This is a genomic window from Armatimonadota bacterium, assembly GCA_031081585.1.
GTDB classification, from domain to species: Bacteria; Sysuimicrobiota; Sysuimicrobiia; order Sysuimicrobiales; family Humicultoraceae; genus Geohabitans; species Geohabitans tengchongensis.
Genome location: JAVHLY010000003.1, coordinates 9408 through 28985, shown reverse-complemented (window position 1 = coordinate 28985; position 19578 = coordinate 9408). Strand labels below are relative to the sequence as shown.

The window sequence follows — 19578 nt, the reverse complement described above, 5'->3', positions numbered from 1 at the left end:
TCGGCTCACTTCCAGCGCACCAGCAGCCGGTCGGCGGCCAGGACGAGCTGCGAGGCCCCCAGGGCCAGCAGCAGCACGGTCAGGATGGCCGCATAGAGGTGCGGTATCAGGAAGGTGTTGCCGTAGTAGATGAGGCGCTCCCCCAGCCCGGTGACCGCGATCAGGATCTCCCCCACCACCATCCCCTTGACCGCCTGCAGCGCGCCCAGGCGCAGCCCGACCATAATGGCCGGCAGCGCCGCCCACAGGGCGACCTTCTGGAACACCTGCCACGGGGAGGCCCCGAACGCCCGGGCCATCTCGACGAGGGACCGGTCCAGCACCTGCGTCCCGGCGCGGGCGTTTACGACGACGATGAAGACGCTGAAGAGGAAGACGGTGGCGGTGACCACGGTCTCCCGGACGCCGAAGATGACGATGAGCACCGGCACCAGCGCGGAGAGGGGGGCGGACATCAGGGTGTTCACGAAGGGGTCGGCTGCGACCTGCACCGCCCACGACCGTCCCATGAGCAGCCCGAGCGGGATGCCCACCAGCACCGCGAGGCCGTAGCCGGTGACCAGGGCGTCCAGGCTGGTGGCCAGAGCGCGCCACAGGCGCCCGGTGACGACCTCCTCGACCCAGGCGCGGGCGATGGCCTCAAGGGGAGGCACGAAGAGGGAGACCTGCGCCCGCCCCAGGGCCTCCCACAGGAGGAGGAGCGGCAGCAGCGCGGCCGCGGTCTGTGCCCAGGCGGCGAGGCGCGCCCGCCCTGCCGGCGCATCGGGCCCTCCGACCGCCCGCCTCACTGGAGCTCCTTCAGGACGGCCCACAGGCGCTCCACCAGCTCGGTGAACTCCGGGTGCCGGCGCACGGCGTCCGTCCTCGGCCGGGGGAGGGGGATGGGGAGCGTCTCGATGATCCGGCCGGGACGGGCCGACAGGACGTAGACCCGATCGGAGAGGAAGACGGCCTCCTCCATGCTGTGGGTGACGAAGATCACCGTCGTCCCCTCCTCCGCCACCAGCCGCAACAGGTCGTCCTGGAAGAGCCGCCGGGTCTGCTCGTCCACAGCGGCAAAGGGCTCGTCCATGAGCAGGATCTGCGGGCGGGTGACCAGGGCGCGGGCCAGCCCCACCCGCTGCTGCATCCCCCCGGAGAGCTGGTGCGGGTAGTGGTGCTCGAACCCGGTAAGCTTGACCTTGCGGATGTACTCGCGGGCCCGGGCCTCCCGTTCGGCCCGCGGCACCCCCTGCAGCTCCAGGCCGAAGGCCACGTTGCGCAGGACCGTCGCCCAGGGGAGGAGGGCGAAGTCCTGGAAGACCAGGCTGCGGTCGCGTCCCGGCCCGGTGACGGTCCGTCCGCCGATGCGGATCTCTCCCGCATCCGGGGCGATCAGCCCGGCCAGCATCTTCAGCAGGGTCGTCTTGCCGCACCCGCTGGGGCCGATCAGCGTGACGAACTCCCCGGCACGGACCACCAGCGAGACGTCGGCCAGGGCGGCGACGGCCCCGAAGCGCTTGGCGGCCCGGACCACCTCGATGAGGGTGGGGGCCTGCCGGGCGACCAGGGCGTCCACGCTCATGCGGTCCGCCAGCGCAGAAGGACGCGCTCGAGCCGCTGGAGCAGGGTGAGCGCCCCCACCGCGAGGAGGATGATCACGGCCACGGTGGCGAAGAGCCGGTCGTAGGCGAAGACCGCCGCGGCGGTGGTCATCACCTTCCCCACGCCGAAGGGCGAGAGCAGCAGCTCGGCGATCACCAGCCCGACGAAGGCCCGCGACAGCCCGTAGCGCAGTCCGGCCAGGAGCAACGGCAGGCTGCCCGGCAGGATCACCTTGACGAAGAGCTGGGCCGGGGTGGCCTGGAAGGCGCGGGCCATCTCCACGAGCCGGGGCGGCACCTCGCGCACGCCGCCGTAGGCGTTCATGGCGATGAAGGGCATGCTGAAGACGAAGACGACCGCCGCCGAGGAGCGCACGCTGATCCCCAGCGTCAGGATGACCAGGGGGATGAGGGCCGCCGAGGGGAGCGCGATGAGCAGCTCCAGGTACAGCCCCGCCACCCGCGCCACCGGGCGGACCATGCCCATGACCAGCCCGAGCGGGATCGCCACGGCCACCGCCGTGCCGAGTCCCATGGCGAGGGCCTGGGCGCTCACCAGCAGGGCGGCGGGCAGCTCGCCGGACCGCAGGAGCTCCGCCCCCGCCCGCAGGGTGGCCCCGACGGTGGGGAAGGCGAAGGTAACCCGCACCCGCCCCGCCCACTCCCACACCCCCAGGAACGTCACCAGGGAGAGGATGCGCAGGAGGTGGGCCGCCACGTGTCCCGTCATCCCGCCTCCGCCCTTCGCGCGCGGGCCCGGCGGGCCTACCGGACCCGCCCCAGCTCCGCGAGGAGCTCTTCGAGGATCTCCGTGTCGAAGAACTGGGCGCGCTTCCACTTCAAGGCCGGGCCGCTCAGGTTCTTGGTGGCCACCTGGAACTGGATGTTGCTGATGGCCCCCTGCCCGGTCATCCGGTCGATGCCGCCGTTGGGGTCGAAGACACGGGCCAGGGCGGCCAGCTGCCGCTCCAGCTGGTCGCGCGGCACCGCCGGGAAGAACTCGGCGCCTTCCGCCGCCCAGAAGGCGGGGCTGGCCACGCCGCGGCGGTACGACTCCAGGAGCCGGCGGAGCACCCGCCGCACCAGCGGCCGGTTCCCCTCGATGAAGTCCTGGCGGGCGATGAGGAAGCTGCTGCTCACTGGGATGCGCGTCAGGTCGACCAGGACGTGGAAACGGCCGGGGGCGCGGTCGAGCACCACCTGCGCCGCCGTCAGGTCGATGGCCGCGGCGTCGACGGCCCCGCGCAGGATGGCTTCGGCGCGGGCCGGGGAGCCCTCGGGCATGAAGACGATGTTGGGGGAGACCCCCGGGTGGTCCAGGAGGAAGAACTCCAGGAGCGCCTGCACCGTCGACCCGGGGGAGTGGGAGGCCAGCCGCACGCCGGAGAGGCCCGCCACCGCGGTGATCTCCCGTTTGGCCACGACGACGAACTCGGGTTTCGACAGCTCGAAGAGCGCCCGCACCGGCGCGCCCTTCTCCACCGCGGGGTAGAACGCGGCAAACCCCGTCCCGAACTGACCCTGCCGCTCGGCGGTGGCCAGGACGACCGCCTCCGGCGTCCGCAGGTCCTTGACCTCAAAGGCCACCCCGTCCTGCCGCAGCAGCTTGAACCCCACCAGCATGGGCAGGTTGACCACGCGCGTGACCGTGGAGAGCACCGTGAGCCGCGTCGGCGCCGCCACGCTCTCCCCGGCAGCGCCGACCAGCGCGGCCAGGAGCGTGATCGCCCCCAGCGCCGCCGCCGCACTGCGCCCGAGCCTCATGGTCCTCCCTCCTCTCTTGCCACGGTGGCCGCCTCGCCCGCGGCCAGCCGCTCGGCAGCCAGGCGCACGGCTTTGAGGATGTTCACGTAGCCCGTGCAGCGGCAGAGGTTGCCCGCCAGCGCCTCCCGGATCTCCTCGTCGGTGGGGTGGGGCGTCTCCCGCAGGAAGGCGTAGACCGTCATCAGGAACCCGGGGGTGCAGAACCCGCACTGCAGGGCGTGCGTCTCCCAGAAGGCCTCCTGGATGGGGTGGAGGCGGTCGCCCTGGGCCAGCCCCTCCACCGTGAGCACCTCCCGGCCGTCCGCCTGCACCGCCAGCAGCAGGCAGGAGCGCACCGCCCGCCCGTCCAGCAGGACGGTGCAGGCGCCGCACACCCCGTGCTCGCACCCCAGGTGGGTGCCGGTGAGCCCCAGGTCGTCGCGCAGGGCGTCGGCCAGGGTGCGGCGGACCGGCACCGTCAGCGTGCGCGCCACCCCGTTCACGGTGAGGGTGATGCGCTGCTCCGCCACCGGCTGCGGCCGGCGGCGACGGGTCGTGCGCGCGGGCACGGGGGAACGGGGGGCGGGCGTGGCAGCGCTCATGGGCAGGTGCCCCTCATGGCTGGTAGAGCCACCCCGCGTCGGGGAGGCGCTCGATGACCCCGGCCTCCACGGCCAGGCGGAACATCTGCTCCAGAGCCGCCCGCTCGCGCCCCCAGGCCGGGGAGACCTCGAAGTGCAGCCGCCGGTAGAGCACCGACTCCTTGAAGGCGCCGGGGGGCAGCCCCGTCGTGCGGGCGACGATGCGGTCGGCCTCGTCCAGGTTCGTGCGCACGTAGCGCTGGAAGTCGGTGAACATGCGCAGCGCCGCCGGCACCAGCGCCGGCGAGCGGCGGATGACGTCCTCGCGCATCCACACGATCAGCTCCCACCCGTCGGTGCCGGTCATCTCCCGCCAGGCCCGGCGCCCGTTGAAGATGATCCGGTAGGCCGGACTGTCGCGCATGGCCAGGGTGGCCACCGGCTCGATGAGCATGGCCGCGTCCACCCGCCCCGCCGCCAGCTGCGCCCGGGCCAGCGGGAAGGGCGCCTGGACGATGGTGACCTCGCGGCGCAGGTCCATCCCCTTCCAGCGCGTGTAGATGGCCAGGAGCTGGAACTGCTGGGACCCCATGTCGGCGGCGAGGGTCTTGCCCCGCAGGTCCAGCACCGAGCGCACCTCCGGGTGGCGGGTGATGAGGACGAGGTCACTCGGCCGCACCAGCGTGGCCACGGCCTGCACCGGCACCCGCTCCAGGCGCATCCGCTGGAGCACGTTGGGCCCGCCCGCGAGCGTGTCCACCTCACCCGTGGCGATGGCGGCGTAGTAAGCGGAGATGGTGGCGAAGGGGACCGCCTCCACCTCCAGGCCGTGCGGCCGATCCAGCCCGGCCTCGCGGATGATCTGGGCCACGAAGGTGCTGATGGCGGGGAAGGAGAGCACCGCCATGCGCAGGCGCGTCCGTTGCGCGCCGGCGGGGAGCGCCGGCACGAGCAGCAGCGCGGCGGCCACCAGCAGGGCCGCCAGTCCGGAGCGGCTCCGGGCGGGGCGGTGCGCGGTGCGCGCGGGGCGAGCGGCCTCCCGGGGCGCGCGGGCCGGGGTGGCAGCGGGCGCGGCGCTCATCGCGACCCCTCCCCGGCGGGTTCCCAGGGGGCCGGCGGGCGCCCGGCGCTCAGCAGCGCCTGGATCGCCTCGCGGGCGCGGGCGCGGGCGCCGTTGGTGTCGTGTTCCGGCCGGATGTCCGCTAGCAGGCGGGCCGGCCGGCCGAAGACCAGCACGCGCTCCCCCACGGTGAGCGCCTCCTCGATCTGGTGCGTCACCAGAAAGACGGTCTTGCGTCCGGCGCGGGCGAGCGCCAGGAAGTCCTGCCGGATCTGCGCGGCGGTGACCTCGTCCAGGTGGCCGAAGGCCTCGTCGGCCACCAGGATCTCCGGGTCGAGGGCAAAGGCCCGGGCCAGCGCCACCCGCTGGCGCATCCCGCCGGAGAGCTCGTTGGGGAAGGCGCGCAGGAAGCGGCCCAGGCCGAGCTGCTCCAGCCAGCGCTCGGCGGTGGCCCGGCGCTGGCGCGGCGGCACCCCCAGGATCTCCAGCCCCAGCTCGACGTTGGCCAGCACGGTGCGCCAGGGCAGGAGGCGGTCCTGCTGGAAAACGGCGGCGATGCGGCCGCGGAAGGCGGCAAAGTCGCGGTAGGGCTCCCGGCCGTCGATGACGAGCGCACCGCGCGTGGGGGCCTCCAGGCCGATGAGGATGTGCAGGAAGGTGGACTTGCCGCAGCCGGTCTGTCCGACGATGGCGACGAGCTCGCCGCCCCGCACGGTGAAGGTGAGGTCCTCGATGGCCACGACGCGCTCCCCCGTGCCCTTCTGCCGGTAGACCTTGCCGAGCTGGCGCACCGCGATCTCCATGGCCCGCCTCAGTCGCGCCACACCAGCGCCCGCCGCTCCACGGCGCCCACCACCACCTGGGTGGCCATGAGCATGAGCACCAGGACCACGGTCCAGGCGAAGACGTCGGCCACGGAGAAGAGCTCCTGGGCGATGACCAGCCCGTACCCGATGCCGGTGGTGGCGCCCACCAGCTCGGCCATCGTCACCACCCGGATGGCCAGGCTGAGGTTGATCTTCCAGGAGGTGAGGATGGCCGGGACCGTCGCCGGCAGGATGAGCTTGGTGAAGTACTGCAGGGTGGTGGGCCGGAAGGCGCGCAGCATGTCCCGCAGCTCCCGCGCCACCCCGTGCATGGCGTCCAGGGCGTCGATGAGGAAGATGGGGCCGCAGACGACGACCAGCACGAAGGCGATGCGCAGCTCCACCCCGCGGAACCACAGCACCGAGAAGAGGATCCAGCACACCACCGGCACGGCCATGACCAGGCGCACCAGCGGCAGCAGGTAGCGGTCCAGGGCCTGCCACCGGTACATCACCACGGCCACGAGCACGCCGCCGGCGAAGGAGAGGACGAGGGCCAGCAGCACCCGGCCGGCGGTGACCAGGACGAAGTCGTAGCGCAACCCCAGCAGGGCCCGCCCGATGCGTCCCCAGGAGGGGGCGACGTAGGGGGGCAGGACCATCGAGGCCACCTGCCAGGCCAGGGCGAAGAGGAGGAGGGCCACCAGCGTCTCCCGCGGAAAGCGCAGCAGGCGCGGGGCCGCCTCCAGCCCCACCGCTTCGGGAACCTCCACCGCTTCGGTCGCCGTCACCTGCCGGGCCATGCGCCCCTCCGCTACGGCCGGTGGATGATCCCCGGGTCGGGCAGGCGGGGGAGGAAGCCCACCTCCACGCCCGCCCGGAACATCTCCCACAGGGCGGCGCTCACCTGCGGGTGCCAGGCGGGACGGACGTCGTAGACGATGCGCCGGAAGAGCACCGCCTCCTTGAGCACGCCCGGCGGCAGGCCCAGGGAGGCCGCCACCGCCCGGTCGGCGTCGTCCAGGTTCGTGCGCAGGTAGGCCTGGCCGTCCTGGAAGGTCTTGAGCAGCCGGGGGAGCGCCTCGGGGGTGCGGCGCAGCGCGTCCTCGCGCATCTCCACCACCAGCTCCCACCCGTCCTTCCCCGTGATCTCGCGCCACCCGGTGCGGCCGTTGAAGATGATGCGGTAGTCGGTGCTGTCGCGCATGGTGAGCGTGGCCGTCGGCTCCCAGGTCATGGCCGCGTCCACCCGCCCGGCGGCCAGCTGCGCCCGGGCCAGCGGCGGCCCGGCCTGGACGATGGTCACCTCGCGGCGCAGGTCCAGCCCCTTCGCCCGGGCGTAGATGGAGAGGATGGCGAACTCGGAGGAGCCCATGTCGGCGGCCAGGGTGCGGCCGCGCAGGTCGGTGATGGTGCGCACCTGGGGGTTGCGGGAGATGACCACCATCGCCGAGAGCCCCACATAGGAGGCGACGATGCGGATCGGCGCCCCCTCCAGGCGCAGCCGCTGGTAGACGTGCGGCCCGCCCACCCCGGCCTCCACCTCGCCCGTGGCCTGGGCGGCGTAGAAGCCCGAGACGGCGCTGAAGGAGACCGGTTCCAGCTCGAGCCCGTTGCGCCGGTCCAGCCCCGCCGCCTTGACGACGTCCACCATCACCGAGACGAGCGAGGGGAAGGCCAGGCGGGCGATGCGCAGGCGGACCACCTCCGCCGGCGCCCCCGCCGCCGGCGCGGCGCCCGGCACCAGTCCCGCCACCGGCGCGGCGCCCAGCGCCAGCGCCACCCCGAGTGCCAGCGTGATGCACCGCCGTCGCGTCACCGTCGCTCCCCTCCTCCCATCGCCCAGCGCCGCTCACAGCTCCAGCTCCAGGCCGCCACCACCCGGCCCCCCCGCAGGACCCAGGCCGGCGGTTCCTGCCGGCGCAGCACCTCGCGCACGGTGGGGGCGCGCCAGACGTTCAGGTCGGCGGCATCCCCCGGCGCCACCCCATAGCCGGCGAGGCGCAGGGCCCGCGCCGCATTGGTCGTCACCATGTCGAAGACGGCCTCCAGCTCCGTCGGGTAGGTGAGGTGTGCGGTGTGCGCCATGAAGAGCGCCACCTCCGCCTGGCTGTTGCGCCCGAAGGGGTAGTAGGGGTCGTTCACGTCGTCCTGCCCGGAGACCACGTTCACCCCGGCGCGCAGGAGCTCCCGGACGCGGGTGATGCCGCGGCGCACCGGCTCGCGGTCGTGGCGGCCGGCCAGGACCAGGCTGATGTGCGGGTTGCTGCAGATGGTGATCTCCGCCTCGGCCACCATGGCGATGACCTTGGCGGCGTAGACGTCGTTGTAGGCCGCCAGCGCTCCGCAGTGGCTGGCCGTCACCCGCCCCCGGTAGCCGGTCTCCAGCGTCTTCACCGCCAGGTACTCCAGCGAGCGGCTGTTGGGGTCGTCGGTGTCGTCCACCAGCATGTGGATGTCGGCGTCGTACTCCCGGGCGATGTCGAAGACGATGTCGATGTGCTCGCGCATGTGCGCGTCGGTCCGCTCGTACCAGGGCAGCCCGCCGACCACGTCCGCCCCCAGCGCCATGGCCTGCCGCAGCAGCCCCGCGGTGCCGGGGTCGCGCACGATCCCCTCCTGGGGGAAGGCCACCACCTGGACGCGGGCCACCGCCGCGTAGCGGTCGCGCAGCGCCAGCAGCCCCTGGACGGGGACGAGGCCGCCTATGCTGTCCACGTCGGCGAAGGCCCGGAAGACGGTGGTGCCGTAGGTCACCCCCGCCTCCAGCACCGGGCCGGCCCGGGCGACGATCTCCTCGGGGGTGTAGGCGCGCTTGTGGTCCCAGGTGATGCGGATGGCCTCCTGCAGCGTCTGGGAGACGTTGGGGCGCATCACGTCCCCGAGCATCGTCTTGTCCAGGTGGACGTGCGGGTTCACGAAGGTGGGCGTCACGAGCCCGCCCGCCGCATCGATGGTCTCGCCGCGCGGCGGCAGGGCGGGCTCCACCGCGGCGATGCGCCCGTCCTCCAGGAGGAGGTCCCACAGCCCCTCGCGGCCGCGCAGGCGCGCTTGCCGAATCGTCAGTGTCATCGCGCCCCTCCCTCACCCCCCGGGCGCGCCCGCCGGTACGCCCGCCGCGGAGCGCGCCGCCGGCGGGCGCACCTGGCTGCAGATGTCGAGCGCGACGAGCGCGTAGGCGCGGGCGGCGTCCACCATGTCGTCGATGGCCATGGCCAGCTGGCCGCCGCCCACGCTGGGGCCCGGCCCGTAGATCACCGCCGGGATGCCCAGCGCGTTGAAGACGTTGATGTCGCGCCACATGCTCGTGTAGGGCGCGGCCGCCCGGCTGGGGGACCCGCCGCGCACGCGCGCGTGCGCCCGGCTGATAGCCTCGACCAGCGGCTCCACCCCCCGCCCCTCGTACCCCGGGCGGTAGACATACAGCTCCACTGTGGCGGGGATCCCCGTGGCCGCCAGCACGGCCTGCAATTCCGCCTGGACGTCCAGGGGGTGCTGCACCGGGGTGATGCGCACGTCGACGTACAGGGCGCACACCCCCACCGTCTTGGTGATCTTCCAGGGAACCCCGCCGCGGATCGCCCCGATGTTCACCTTGGGGATGACGGTGCCGCCCGGGCACTCGTAGCGGTGCACCTGCTCGTACCGCTCCGCCCACGCCTCCAGGGCCTCGATCACCCGGGCGGCGCGGACGATGGCGCTGGGGCTCTCCTCCAGCGGGGTGGGGCGCGGGATGTAGGGCGTGTAGAGGGGGAAGTCCCCGCCCAGGACCGTCACCTTGAAGAAGGCCTTGCCCGCCTCCACCCACCCCAGGGCGAAGTCGGTCCCCTCGGCCACCAGCGCGTAGTCGGCCACCGTGCCGTGCTCGACGACGAAGCGGGCGCCGGTCTCCTTGGCCAGGTAGCGCGGCGCCTCGAACTCGTCCACCGGCTCCTGGCCGATCTCCCCCGCCACCATCGTCAAGACCAGGTCGCCGGGCAGGCGCACCCCGCTGTGCAGCAACGCCTTGGCGGCGATGAGCCAGCAGGCCATCGGCCCCTTGTTGTTCACGATGCCGTTGCCCACCAGGTACTCCCCCTCGCGCCGGCCGGTGTGGAAGATCGGATCGGCGGCGCGGGGCGTCGTCCAGACTTCCTCGCGGGCGATGGTCGTGTCCATGTGGCTGTTCAGGATCAGGCTGCGGCCGCCGCCGGTCCCGGGGAGGCGGGCCACGACGTTGAAGCGGTCGGGCAGCAGCCCCAGGCGCCGCGGCGCGAAGCCCCAGCGGCTCAGCGTCTCCACGAGGTACTCGCCCACCGGCCCTTCCTGGCCGGTGGGACTGTCGATGTTGGCCAGGTCGAGGGCCAGGGCGACGAGCTCCTCGCGGTCGATGCGGCGCAGGACCTCCTCGGGGTCCGGACGCGTCGGCATCACCGCGGCCTCCCCTCCCCGTGCCCCACGGCCGCCGCATCCCCGACGGCCGCATCCCCGGCGGCCGCATCCCGGGTGGCCGCATCCCCGGCGGCCGCATCCCGGGTGGCCGCATCCCCGGCGGCCGCATCCCCGGCGGCCCGCAGCGCGGCCAGGATGCGGGCGGGGGTGAGCGGCAGGTCGCAGACCTCGGCCCCGAAGGGGCGCAGGGCGTCGGCCACGGCGTTGGCGATGGCCGCCCCGGCTCCGGCCGTCCCGCCCTCCCCCGCCCCCTTCACCCCGAGCGGGTTGAGCGGCGTGGGCGTCTCCTCGAGGATGCGCACGCTCAGGCGGGCCGGCATCTCCGTGGCCGCCGGCAGGAGGTAGTCCATGAAGGTGACGGCGAGGGGCTGGGCCTGGGTGTCGTAGGCGAGCTCCTCCAGCAGCGCCCCGCCGATGCCCTGCGCCAGCCCCCCGACCAGCTGCCCTTCGACCAGGCGCGGGTTCACCGCCCGGCCCACGTCATAGGTGAGCGCGTAGTCGAGCAGGCGGACCACGCCGGTTTCGCGGTCCACCTCTACGACCGCCAGGTGCGTGCCGTAGGGATAGGTCATCATCGGCGCCTGGAAGAAGGCGGTGGCCTCCACCCCCGGGGCCTCGCCGCGCGGCACCGTCGCCTCGGGGTGGGCCGCCGCCACCAGCTCGCCGAAGGTGACCCGCCGCCCCGGCACCCCGCGCACCCAGACCGCGCCGTCCGCCACCACCAGGTCCGCCGGAGCGGCCTCCAGGCGGTCGGCCGCCAGCGCCACCAGGCGGTCACGCACGCGCCGCGCGGCCAGGTGCACCGCCACCCCGCCCACCGCCGTGCCGCGGCTGGCGAAGGCGCCGCGCCCGTAGGGGACGCGGTCCGTGTCGCCGTGCACCACGGTGACGGCCTCCGGGGGGCAGCCCAGCGCCTCCGCGGCGATCTGCGCGTAGGCGGTCTCGATCCCCTGGCCGAGCGCGGTGATGCCGGTGTAGACGACCACCTGGCCCGAGACGTCCACCTCCACACGGGCCATCTCCCACGGGCCCAGCCCGGTCTTCTCCACGATGGAGGCCAGCCCGATGCCCACGGCGCGCCCCTCCCGCCGGGCCTCCGCCTGGCGGCGCCGCCACGCCGCGTACGCCCCCGCCTCCAGCGCCTGGTCGAGCGCGGAGGCGTAGTCCCCCGTGTCGTAGATCGTGGGCGTGCCCAGCGTGCGCGTCCCCAGGTCGTAGGGCATCGCGGTGGGGGGGACGAAGTTGCGGCGGCGCACCTCGGCGGGGTCGAGCCCCACCGCCTCGGCCAGCAGGTCGACCAGGCGCTCGCGCACGACGTTGGCCTCGAACCGGCCGGGGGCCCGGTAGGTGCCGGTGGGCGTTTTGGTGGTGAGGACGCACAGGACCTCGGAGCGGTAGTGGGGGAGGGCGTAGGGACCCGGCAGCAGCGCCTGCGTCAGCTCCGGGACGGTGACGCCGTGGGTGCGCAGGTAGGCGCCCATGTCCACCACGGCGCGGTCGAGCAGGGCCAGGATGCGCCCCTCCCGGTCGCTGGCCAGCTCGATCTCGTGCACCTGCTGGCGGGAGTGGTTCGTGGCCACCAGGTGCTCGCGGCGGTCCTCCACCCACTTCACCGGCCGGCGCAGGCGCAGCGCCGCCCAGGGGACGAGCAGGTCCTCCGGGTAGAACTCGCCGCGCACCCCGAAGCCGCCGCCCACGTCGGGCTCCACGAAGTGGATGCGCGACTCCGGCACCCCCAGCAGCGTGGCCAGCACGGATCGGTTGAAGTGCGGCACCTTGGTCGGGCCCCAGACGGTGAGGCGGCCGGCGGGGTCGGGGGCGGCGAGCAGGCCCCGCGTCTCCAGCGGCACCCCGGTGTGGCGCTGCACGCTCAGGCGGCGGCGCAGCCGCACCGGGGCCGTCGCCGCCACGCCCTCGGGGTCGCCGCGGCGAAAGAGGAGCCGCTCCGCCAGGTTCGTGCCGGCCTCGGGGTGGAGGAGAGGGGCCTCAGGCCGCAGGGCCGCCTCGACGTCGGGGACGGGCGGCAGGGGCTCGTAGTCCACCGCGACCAGTTCCGCGGCGTCCTCCGCCGCGTAGCGGTCGTCGGCCACCACGAGGGCCACCGGCTCGCCGACGTAGCGCACGCGGTCCTGCGCCAGCGGCGGCTGGAGGAAGCGGCGCAGCTCCGGGCGGTCGCCCAGGCGGATGGGGATGCGCGGGACCGGGCCCAGGTCGGCGGCGGTGGCTACCAGGTGGACGCCGGGGTGGCGGCGCGCCGCCGCGGTGTCGATGGCGCGGAGGCGGGCGTGGGCGTGGGGGCTGCGCACGACCACGGCGTGGAGGCAGCCGGGCAGCGTCAGGTCGGCCACGTAGCGGCCCGCGCCGGTGAGGAGGCGCGGGTCCTCCCGCCGGCGCACCGAGGCCCCGACGACCACGGTCCGCTCGGCGTTAGCGAGTGCGCGTGCCATGGACGTTCACCCAGATGGTGCGGGCGCGCCGCGGCCCCGGGTTGACGAAGCGGTGCGGCAGCGAGGAGTCGAAGGCGATGGCGTCCATGGGGCGCAGCTCGTAGGTGCGGCCAGCCACCTCGACCCGGAGGCGTCCCTCCAGGACCACCCCCAGCTCCCGGCCCCGGTGCTTGATGGGGTGGTCGGCGCTGGCCGTGCCGGGCTCGTAGCAGTTCTCCGCCAGCTCCACGTCCCAGGGGTCGTCGCGCGCCAGCACCCGGCGCTCCACCCCGGGGCGGGTGCGCACGAGCGGCTGCTCCTCGCGGCGCACCACCGGGCTCGACGAGGGCTCGCCCAGGGCGTCGAAGAGCGCGGCCATGGGGATCTGCAGCGCGTCGGCGATGGCCACCAGCGTGCCGATGGACGGGTTGACCACTCCGCGCTCCACCATGCTCAGCATCCCGGCGCTCAGCCCCGTCTCCCGCGCCACGTGCGCCAGGGTGATCCGCCGCGCCAGGCGCACCGCCCGGATACGCTGCCCGACGTCCCGCAGGGTCCGGGCCACGCCCAGGGCGCGCACGGCCCGGGCGGGCGCGCGCGGGCGGGCCGGGCGCGCCGGCACCCGGCGCCGGACGCCCGCCCCGGCGGGGGGGCGCGGCTGCCTCTTCAGAGTCATTGAATTCAACTTAAACCAGGATGAAGGGAAATCCTCTTTCCCCATGGAAGGGCAGGGGCACGGACCCTCCGCTCGCCGCGGGGCGCCCGGAGGGGCCGGACGCCTTCAGGCACCCGGGGTCGTCGACGGTGCCTCGCCGTGCAGGGTGATCGGCCGGGTGCGCCGTGGGACGACCAGGTTGAGGAGGGTGGCGGGGCCCTCCAGCGCCTCGATGGCGTGGGGGACGCCGGGGGGCGTCCAGGCCGCGTCCCCGGGGGCGAGCAGCAGGCGGTCGTCGCCCTGGTGCAGGCGCACCCGGCCCTCCAGCAGGACGACCAGCTGCTCCTCCGGATGGCTGTGGAGCGGGAACGCCGCGCCGGGCGCGAAGTGGTAGAGCACGGCCGAGAAGCCGTGGCCGTCGAACCGGCGCCGGCGGATCCCCGGGTAGGGCTCCTCCAGGGGCAGGTCGCTCCAGCGCAGGACGGCCATCGCGCTTCCTCCGGTCGGTCGGCGTCCCTGGCAGGTTCCGCGCCGGCGGCGACACTCCTGCCCAGGCCGGACGCCCCCGGGAGGTGAGAGCTCGTGCGCGTGGTGGACCTGAGCCATCCCGTCTCCATCCACTCTCCGGGGTGGGTGGGGTACCCGGGGCTGCGCCTGTGGTACCTCCAGACCCACCACACCCACGGCATCGTCAGCCAGATGGTGGAGATGCCCCTCCACCTCAGCACGCACATGGACGCGCCGATGCACGGGATCTCCGGCGGCGGCGACATGGCCTCCATCCCGCTGGAGCAACTCGTCGGGCCGGCGGCCATCGCCGATGTCTCCGAGGTGGGGGAGTGGGGCGTCTACACGCCCGAGCTGGTGATGCGCCAGGTGGAGGTCCGCCCGGGCGACATCCTCATCCTGCACACCGGGTGGCACCGCTACTACGCCGGGATGCCGGAAGAAGACCTCCCCCGCTACTTCACGCGCCACCCCGGTCCCGACCGGGCCTTCGCAGCGTGGGCGGTCCAGATGCGCTTCCGGTGGATCGGCGTGGACTGCGGCTCGGCCGACCACCCGATGAACACCTCCATCCGCTACCGCTTCCCCGCCCTCGTGCGGGAGTACGAGCGGCGCTTCGGGGTGTCGGTGGAGGAGCGCTTCCCCGAGGCGGACCTCTTCTGCATGCACCACGAGCCCTTCCGGCACGGCGTCATCCACGCCGAGAACCTGGGCGGGGAGCTGGCCACGCTGCTCAACCGGCGCTGCACCGTCGGCGCCTTCCCCTGGAAGTTCGTGGGCGGGGAAGCCTCGGTGTGCCGCATCGTGGCCTTCCTGGACGAGGAGGCGGGGGAGCCGGCACCGGCCCGGCGAGGCGGGGAGGCCGGCTGATGGCTGGCGTGCGGGTCAGCCGCCTGGAGACGGACGCCATCGACCTGCCCATCACCCCGGACGGCGGGCGGGCCCGCGCCGTCCTCCACCCCGCCATGGGGGCGCGGGAGCGCGGGCTCATCTACCTGGAGCTGCCCCCCGGGACGGCCGCCGCCCCGCTGCGCCACCCGATGGAGGCGGTCTACTACGTCGCCTCGGGCCAGGGTGCGGTCGAGGACCTGGACCACGGCGTGCGCACGCCGCTCGGTGGCGGCCGCATGATCTACCTGGCCGCGGGCCAGGGCTACCGGCTGTGGGGCCCGGCCGTCTTCGTCGGCGGGCCCTGCCCGCCCGACCCCGCGCTGCTCGGCGACTTGCCTCTGCCGGCCGGGGAGCATGCGCCCCTGCGGGGGCGCCCCACCCACCCCACCACCCGCGGCGGGGCTGCGGCCTCCCCGTCCCGCGGCGAGGCTGCGGCCTCCCCGACCGGCGCACGGCCCGCCCGCTCCCCGGCGGCCCCCGGCGTCCGCGTGCTGGACCCGCAGCATGACGGCGTGCCGATGCCAATGATCGCCCGCCGCTCCTGGCTCGTCGTCAGCCCTCACATGGGGGCCGAGCGCGCGGTGATGAACCTGGTGGAGCTGGCGGCGGGCGAGCGCAACGTCCCGCACGTCCACGACGCCTCCGAGGACAGCCTCTTCGTCCTGGAGGGCACCGGGTGGGCGTACGACCTCGACGACGGCACCCGGCTGCCGCTCGCCCCCGGCTGTGCCCTGGTGGTGCCGCCGGGGGTGCGGCACATCGTCGAAGCCGGCGCGCAGGGGCTGCGGAGCGTGGGCGGCCCGGTGCCGCCCGACCGGGCCATGCTGCGCGCCATGGGGATCGCGGTGTAGCCCGGACGGCAGCCAAACCCGCAGACGATCGGGCTCTTCCCCGTGGTCCTCGTGGTCTTTTACCGGAATGCAGGACGGCTCTGGGTGCCGGGTGCCCTGATCTGCCGCGAGGCGGTCCGGTGCCATGAGCCCGCCGCGCCATCAGACGGCGAATCTCGTCGGCGAGGGATCGGGATGAACTCGGGTCGGGTCGAGTTGTGCCTCCTCGCGCTCAGGTTGAGCTCGGCCCGGGCCGAGTTGCTCCTGGTGCGCGTCGAGTCACCTGCGCGGCGCGCAACGGCCTTGGGACGTGCAGCGCGCGATGGTCCTTGGGATGTGTGACGTGCGACGGGCCCCGGGATGTGTGGCGTGCGACAGGCCCTGGGATGTGTGGCGCGTGATGGCCCGGCGAGTCCAGTGAGATCTAGCAGCGAGATATCGGCGGCCGGGGCTAAATTATTTTCGTCGGCAGCCGGGGAAACTTTTCTGTCGCTCGATTTGTCGACTTGACAGGGAAATTTGTGCACATCCAGCGACGCACGACGCGCACCGCCAGGATGCCCCTGGAGCGCGTCCATTCGGCGCAGGGGCGGCTGCGCGACGCGGCGGGCCTTCGGCAGCGGGCCGACCGAGTTGCGCCCTCCTCGCGGCCTTCCGGAGGGCTCCCCACACCCGTGTTATCTCTGAGCCATGAGCACGAGCCTGAACGCTTCCACGCACGCCACACACGCCAGACACGCCGCGCCGCTCGATGCCGCCGGGCAGCGCTCCACGGGCGTACGGTTCTCTGCTGCGGCCATGCTCGACGCGGTGGCGCGGCTCTCCGACACGGATCTGCTGGAGCAGGTCTCGGCCCTCGCGGCCCGCGAGCGCGAGGCCACCACCGCCCTCGTTGCCCACCTCGCCGAGCTCGACGCCCGCCGCCTCTACCTGGCCCGCGGGTGCGCCTCCCTCTTCACCTACTGCACCGAGGTCCTCCGCCTCTCCGAGCACGCCGCCTACCACCGCATCCAGGCCGCCCGCGCCGCCCACCGCTTCCCCCTCCTCCTCGACCTCCTGGCCAGCGGCGCCCTCACCCTTACCACGGTCACCCTCCTCGCTCCTCACCTCACCCCGGCCAACCACCAGGCGGTCCTACGCGCGGCCGCCGGCCGGTCGAAGCGGGAGGTGGAAGCGCTGGTGGCGACACTCCACCCCCAGCCACCGGTGCCCACGGTCCTGCGGCGACTGCCGGCGCCACGGTCAATAGCCTCGGGGACGTCCCTGGGAGCGGCGCCGCCCCTTCAGACGCCGGGGCCCGCCGAGGCGACCACACAGAGGGGCCAACCCTCCGGCGCTGACAGCGCGGATGCCTCCGGCGCAGCCACGACTGGCATCCTCAAGCCGCAGCGTGAGCACCCGCAATCCACCACCTCCCCCCGTCCGTCCCACCGGCCGCTCGTCCAGCCGCTCGCCCCCGGGCGCTACAAAGTCCAGTTCACCGCCAGCGCCGCCACGGTGGCCAAGCTGCGGCAGGCCCAGGACCTGCTGCGCCACCAGATCCCCGACGGCGACCTCGCGCAGGTCATCGACCGGGCCCTCACCGCCCTCCTCCAGCAGGTCGCCCGCCGCCGGACCGGGGCCGCCGCCCGGCCACGAGAGCCGGGCCCGGCGCGCGAGGCGGGAGCGCGGTCTGTGGGCGCGCGGCCGACCGCACCGGCCAAGCGACCGACCGCACCGGCCAAGCGACCGACCGCACCGGCCAAGCGGCCGGCCGCACCGGTCCGGTCCATCCCGGCGTCGGTGAGGCGAACGGTCTGGGTGCGGGACGGCGGGCGGTGCGCCTTCGTCGCGCCGGATGGGCGTCGGTGCAGCGAGACCGCCTTCCTGGAGTTCCACCACCTCCAGCCCGTGGCTCGAGGGGGGCGGTCGACCGTCGCGAACCTCGAGCTGCGCTGCCGGGCGCACAACGGGTACGAGGCCCAAGTGGCGGGCCTGGCGCAGAGGTGGTCGACCGTGCGCCGGGATGGCACGGAGGGCAGCGCGGAGGAGCCGAACGGAACTCGGCCCGGACCGAGCTGGTCGCTCCACCGGAGGCACCCGGCAGCCGACGCCGTGGCGACGACCGGCCACCCTCCGCCCGGTGTCGGTCATCCGGTGCTCAGGTGATCGTGGGGGCGGCCTCCCTGTGCGGTGCGCTGAGCGCGCGGCACCTACAGCATCTCGCGCAGCACCGCCTCCACCTGCGGGATGATGGCGTTCCAGTCGGCGGACGGGTCCCGCGTCACCGTGATGAAGTCGTTCAGCAGGAAGACCTGCACCACGCCGGGGATGGCGAGGAGGCGCTGGGCCACCGGCACGTCCGCCGCCTCCGCGGCCGCGCGGAAGGTACGGCTGCGCCCCTCGGTGAGGCGGCGGTTCACCACGAACTTCAGCGCGTTCACGTTGGGCGTCGGCTGCACGTCCACGGTCACCGGGTCCATGGCGTCCCTCCGGTCACGGCTCCTGCGGCACCATGCAGGTCAGTGCGCGGGCTGTGGCGCCCGCAGCTCAATGGACGGGTTGCGCCCGCCCGCCGGGCACCTCGGCGTACCAGGCGGCCAGCCGGGCGAAGGCGACGACGGGCGGCAGCGCGCTGCGGATCCCCCCCACGACGCGCTCGGCGGCCACGGCCCCGCCGGTCATCAGGGACCAGCGCAGCTCCACGGCGGCCCCCAGCTGCAGGGCGAGCTCGGTGGAGATGAGACCGCCGTCGGCCAGCGGCAGGAAGACCTGCCACCGCCGGGGCGGTCGCGGCATGGCGAACATGTTGAGCATGGCCTTGGCGATGCCGGTCGCCGCGCCCACCGCGTTGCTGTACCAGCCCGCGGCCTGGGCCAGCCGCTCCTGCTCCCGCAGGAGGCGGTCGACGTCGCGCAGGGCCTGGTCGAGCACGGCCGCCGAGCCGAGCACGCGGGCCAGGCGCCATCCCACGCGGATCGGGTCGAGGTAGCGCGGCGGCTGGGGCAGGACGAACCCGTCCAGCGCCGCCACGGCCAGCCCGAGCGAGCGGGCCTGCAGGATCGCTTCCTTGGCGTCCTCCAGCAGGCTGGCCCGCTCCCCTTCGACCCGGGCCTCCAGCGCGCGCACGGCCGCGGCCCGGGCTTCCGGCTGGTTCTCCACCAGGAGCGTGCCGCCGTGCAGGATCTCGTAGATCACCGGCGGGATGTGGGTGTTGAGGGCAAAGGGGAGCAGGATCCCGGGCTCCCCACCGAGCGGGGCGGCGCCGGCCAGCCGGTCCATGTAGTCGCGGATGGCCTCCTCGTCCGTCTCCTCGGGGAAGAGCAGCGCGATCTCGATGTCGGTGTCGGGGTAGGAGCGGTCGCCCGCGTAGCTCCCGTACAGGTAGACGGCGGCGACGTCGGGCTCCTGAGCGAAGAAGGCGCGCAGCGCCTCGATGGCCTGCACACCTTCATGATACCGCGGCGCCCGCGGGCGGCCGGCGCGACCGCACCACCCGCGGGGCCGTCGGGGGGAGAGCCCTCAGGAGCGGTCGCCCGGCTCGGGGGCCAGCCGCTCGAGCAGCGCCAGCAGCCAGCGGTTCTGCTCCAGGGCGGCCTTGTGCTCGCTGCGTGCCCGGGCCATGCGCTCGCGCGCCTCCTCCAGGGCCTCGCGGTGACCGCGCGGCGCCCGCACGGTGCGGGAGTGGCGCAGGGCGCGCCGGACCTCCGCCAGCGCCTCCCGGTGCGCCTCCAGGTGCGCGCCGGTGGTGCGGCGGTGGCGCTGCAGGACGCGGCGGTGCTCCCGGCTCTCCAGCATCTCCGTCCCTCCTGCCCGCCGGGTGCACGCAGGTCGGGTGGGCCAGCGCCGTGCGAACCCTGCGGGTCCAGGGGTACGGTAGGGGGCCGCATCGTCGCGCCGCATCGGGACCGGCGCCGATTTTCATCGGGCGGAGACCCGAGGGGGAGCGTCCGTAGTTCTACGGAGGAACCTCAGGGCGTGATCAGGCCCATGCGGATGGCGGCGAAGATCAGGTCGGCCAGGCTGTCGGCGTCCAGCTTGGCCATGATGCTGGCGCGGTGGCTCTCCACCGTGCGCACGCTCAGG

The 19578-nt window shown here is 74.2% G+C and carries 21 protein-coding genes; 3 read left to right on the top strand and 18 right to left on the bottom strand.

The window, feature by feature from the left end; translation table 11 throughout:
* Positions 1-5: 5 nt before the first annotated feature.
* The 14 genes from RB146_01890 to RB146_01825 form a co-directional block, all read right to left on the bottom strand.
* Entirely contained in the window at positions 6-788 is a 783-nt protein-coding gene (locus tag RB146_01890; protein ID MDQ7827733.1) for an ABC transporter permease subunit, read from the bottom strand.
* Positions 785-1564 carry an ABC transporter ATP-binding protein gene (locus tag RB146_01885; protein MDQ7827732.1) on the bottom strand — a complete coding sequence of 260 codons (780 nt, stop codon included), beginning with the start codon at positions 1562-1564 and terminating at the stop codon, positions 785-787. The genes RB146_01890 and RB146_01885 overlap by 4 nt, the downstream gene beginning before the upstream one ends.
* Positions 1561-2313 carry an ABC transporter permease gene (locus RB146_01880; GenBank protein MDQ7827731.1) on the bottom strand — a complete coding sequence of 251 codons (753 nt, stop codon included), beginning with the start codon at positions 2311-2313 and terminating at the stop codon, positions 1561-1563. Before RB146_01880 ends, RB146_01885 begins: the two co-directional genes overlap by 4 nt.
* 35 nt (positions 2314-2348) lie before the next feature.
* The gene (locus tag RB146_01875; GenBank protein MDQ7827730.1) at positions 2349-3347 is read right to left on the bottom strand and encodes an ABC transporter substrate-binding protein; all 999 of its coding nucleotides are present in this window, start codon (positions 3345-3347) and stop codon (positions 2349-2351) included.
* On the bottom strand, positions 3344-3928 hold the full coding sequence (locus tag RB146_01870; protein MDQ7827729.1) for a (2Fe-2S)-binding protein: 585 nt from the start codon (positions 3926-3928) through the stop codon (positions 3344-3346). Before RB146_01870 ends, RB146_01875 begins: the two co-directional genes overlap by 4 nt.
* A 13-nt stretch (positions 3929-3941) precedes the next feature.
* Entirely contained in the window at positions 3942-4988 is a 1047-nt protein-coding gene (locus tag RB146_01865; GenBank protein MDQ7827728.1) for an ABC transporter substrate-binding protein, read from the bottom strand.
* Entirely contained in the window at positions 4985-5770 is a 786-nt protein-coding gene (locus RB146_01860) for an ATP-binding cassette domain-containing protein (GenBank protein ID MDQ7827727.1), read from the bottom strand. The genes RB146_01865 and RB146_01860 overlap by 4 nt, the downstream gene beginning before the upstream one ends.
* Positions 5771-5778: 8 nt before the next feature.
* Positions 5779-6576: an ABC transporter permease subunit gene (locus tag RB146_01855; protein ID MDQ7827726.1), complete on the bottom strand. Its 798-nt coding sequence runs from the start codon at positions 6574-6576 to the stop codon at positions 5779-5781.
* Between the two features lie 11 nt (positions 6577-6587).
* Positions 6588-7592, bottom strand: a complete 1005-nt coding sequence (locus RB146_01850) for an ABC transporter substrate-binding protein (GenBank protein MDQ7827725.1) — start codon at positions 7590-7592, stop codon at positions 6588-6590.
* The gene (locus RB146_01845) at positions 7589-8845 is read right to left on the bottom strand and encodes an amidohydrolase family protein (GenBank protein ID MDQ7827724.1); all 1257 of its coding nucleotides are present in this window, start codon (positions 8843-8845) and stop codon (positions 7589-7591) included. The genes RB146_01850 and RB146_01845 overlap by 4 nt, the downstream gene beginning before the upstream one ends.
* A 12-nt stretch (positions 8846-8857) precedes the next feature.
* Positions 8858-10183 (bottom strand): M20/M25/M40 family metallo-hydrolase, encoded by a 1326-nt coding sequence (locus RB146_01840; GenBank protein ID MDQ7827723.1) that lies wholly within the window; start codon positions 10181-10183, stop codon positions 8858-8860.
* Complete coding sequence (locus tag RB146_01835; protein MDQ7827722.1) at positions 10183-12651, bottom strand: xanthine dehydrogenase family protein molybdopterin-binding subunit; 2469 nt, start codon at positions 12649-12651, stop codon at positions 10183-10185. The genes RB146_01840 and RB146_01835 overlap by 1 nt, the downstream gene beginning before the upstream one ends.
* Positions 12632-13252, bottom strand: coding sequence for a cupin domain-containing protein (locus RB146_01830; protein MDQ7827721.1), 621 nt, complete (start codon positions 13250-13252; stop codon positions 12632-12634). Before RB146_01830 ends, RB146_01835 begins: the two co-directional genes overlap by 20 nt.
* 159 nt (positions 13253-13411) lie before the next feature.
* Positions 13412-13774: a cupin domain-containing protein gene (locus RB146_01825; protein ID MDQ7827720.1), complete on the bottom strand. Its 363-nt coding sequence runs from the start codon at positions 13772-13774 to the stop codon at positions 13412-13414.
* A 93-nt stretch (positions 13775-13867) separates the two neighbouring features.
* Here RB146_01825 and RB146_01820 point away from each other — a divergent pair, with 93 nt between their 5' ends.
* From RB146_01820 to RB146_01810, 3 genes are all read left to right on the top strand, one after another.
* On the top strand, positions 13868-14662 hold the full coding sequence (locus RB146_01820) for a cyclase family protein (protein MDQ7827719.1): 795 nt from the start codon (positions 13868-13870) through the stop codon (positions 14660-14662).
* The gene (locus tag RB146_01815; protein MDQ7827718.1) at positions 14662-15534 is read left to right on the top strand and encodes a cupin domain-containing protein; all 873 of its coding nucleotides are present in this window, start codon (positions 14662-14664) and stop codon (positions 15532-15534) included. Before RB146_01820 ends, RB146_01815 begins: the two co-directional genes overlap by 1 nt.
* A gap of 669 nt (positions 15535-16203) precedes the next feature.
* Complete coding sequence (locus RB146_01810) at positions 16204-17661, top strand: hypothetical protein (protein ID MDQ7827717.1); 1458 nt, start codon at positions 16204-16206, stop codon at positions 17659-17661.
* 44 nt (positions 17662-17705) lie between these two features.
* Here RB146_01810 and RB146_01805 read toward each other — a convergent pair whose 3' ends face one another.
* From RB146_01805 to RB146_01790, 4 genes are all read right to left on the bottom strand, one after another.
* Complete coding sequence (locus RB146_01805) at positions 17706-17975, bottom strand: NifU N-terminal domain-containing protein (GenBank protein ID MDQ7827716.1); 270 nt, start codon at positions 17973-17975, stop codon at positions 17706-17708.
* Positions 17976-18042: 67 nt separating this feature from the next.
* Complete coding sequence (locus tag RB146_01800; GenBank protein ID MDQ7827715.1) at positions 18043-18939, bottom strand: nucleotidyltransferase domain-containing protein; 897 nt, start codon at positions 18937-18939, stop codon at positions 18043-18045.
* Between the two features lie 75 nt (positions 18940-19014).
* Positions 19015-19290 (bottom strand): hypothetical protein, encoded by a 276-nt coding sequence (locus RB146_01795; GenBank protein ID MDQ7827714.1) that lies wholly within the window; start codon positions 19288-19290, stop codon positions 19015-19017.
* A 173-nt stretch (positions 19291-19463) separates the two neighbouring features.
* Positions 19464-19571: a LuxR C-terminal-related transcriptional regulator gene (locus RB146_01790; GenBank protein ID MDQ7827713.1), complete on the bottom strand. Its 108-nt coding sequence runs from the start codon at positions 19569-19571 to the stop codon at positions 19464-19466.
* Positions 19572-19578: the final 7 nt, after the last annotated feature.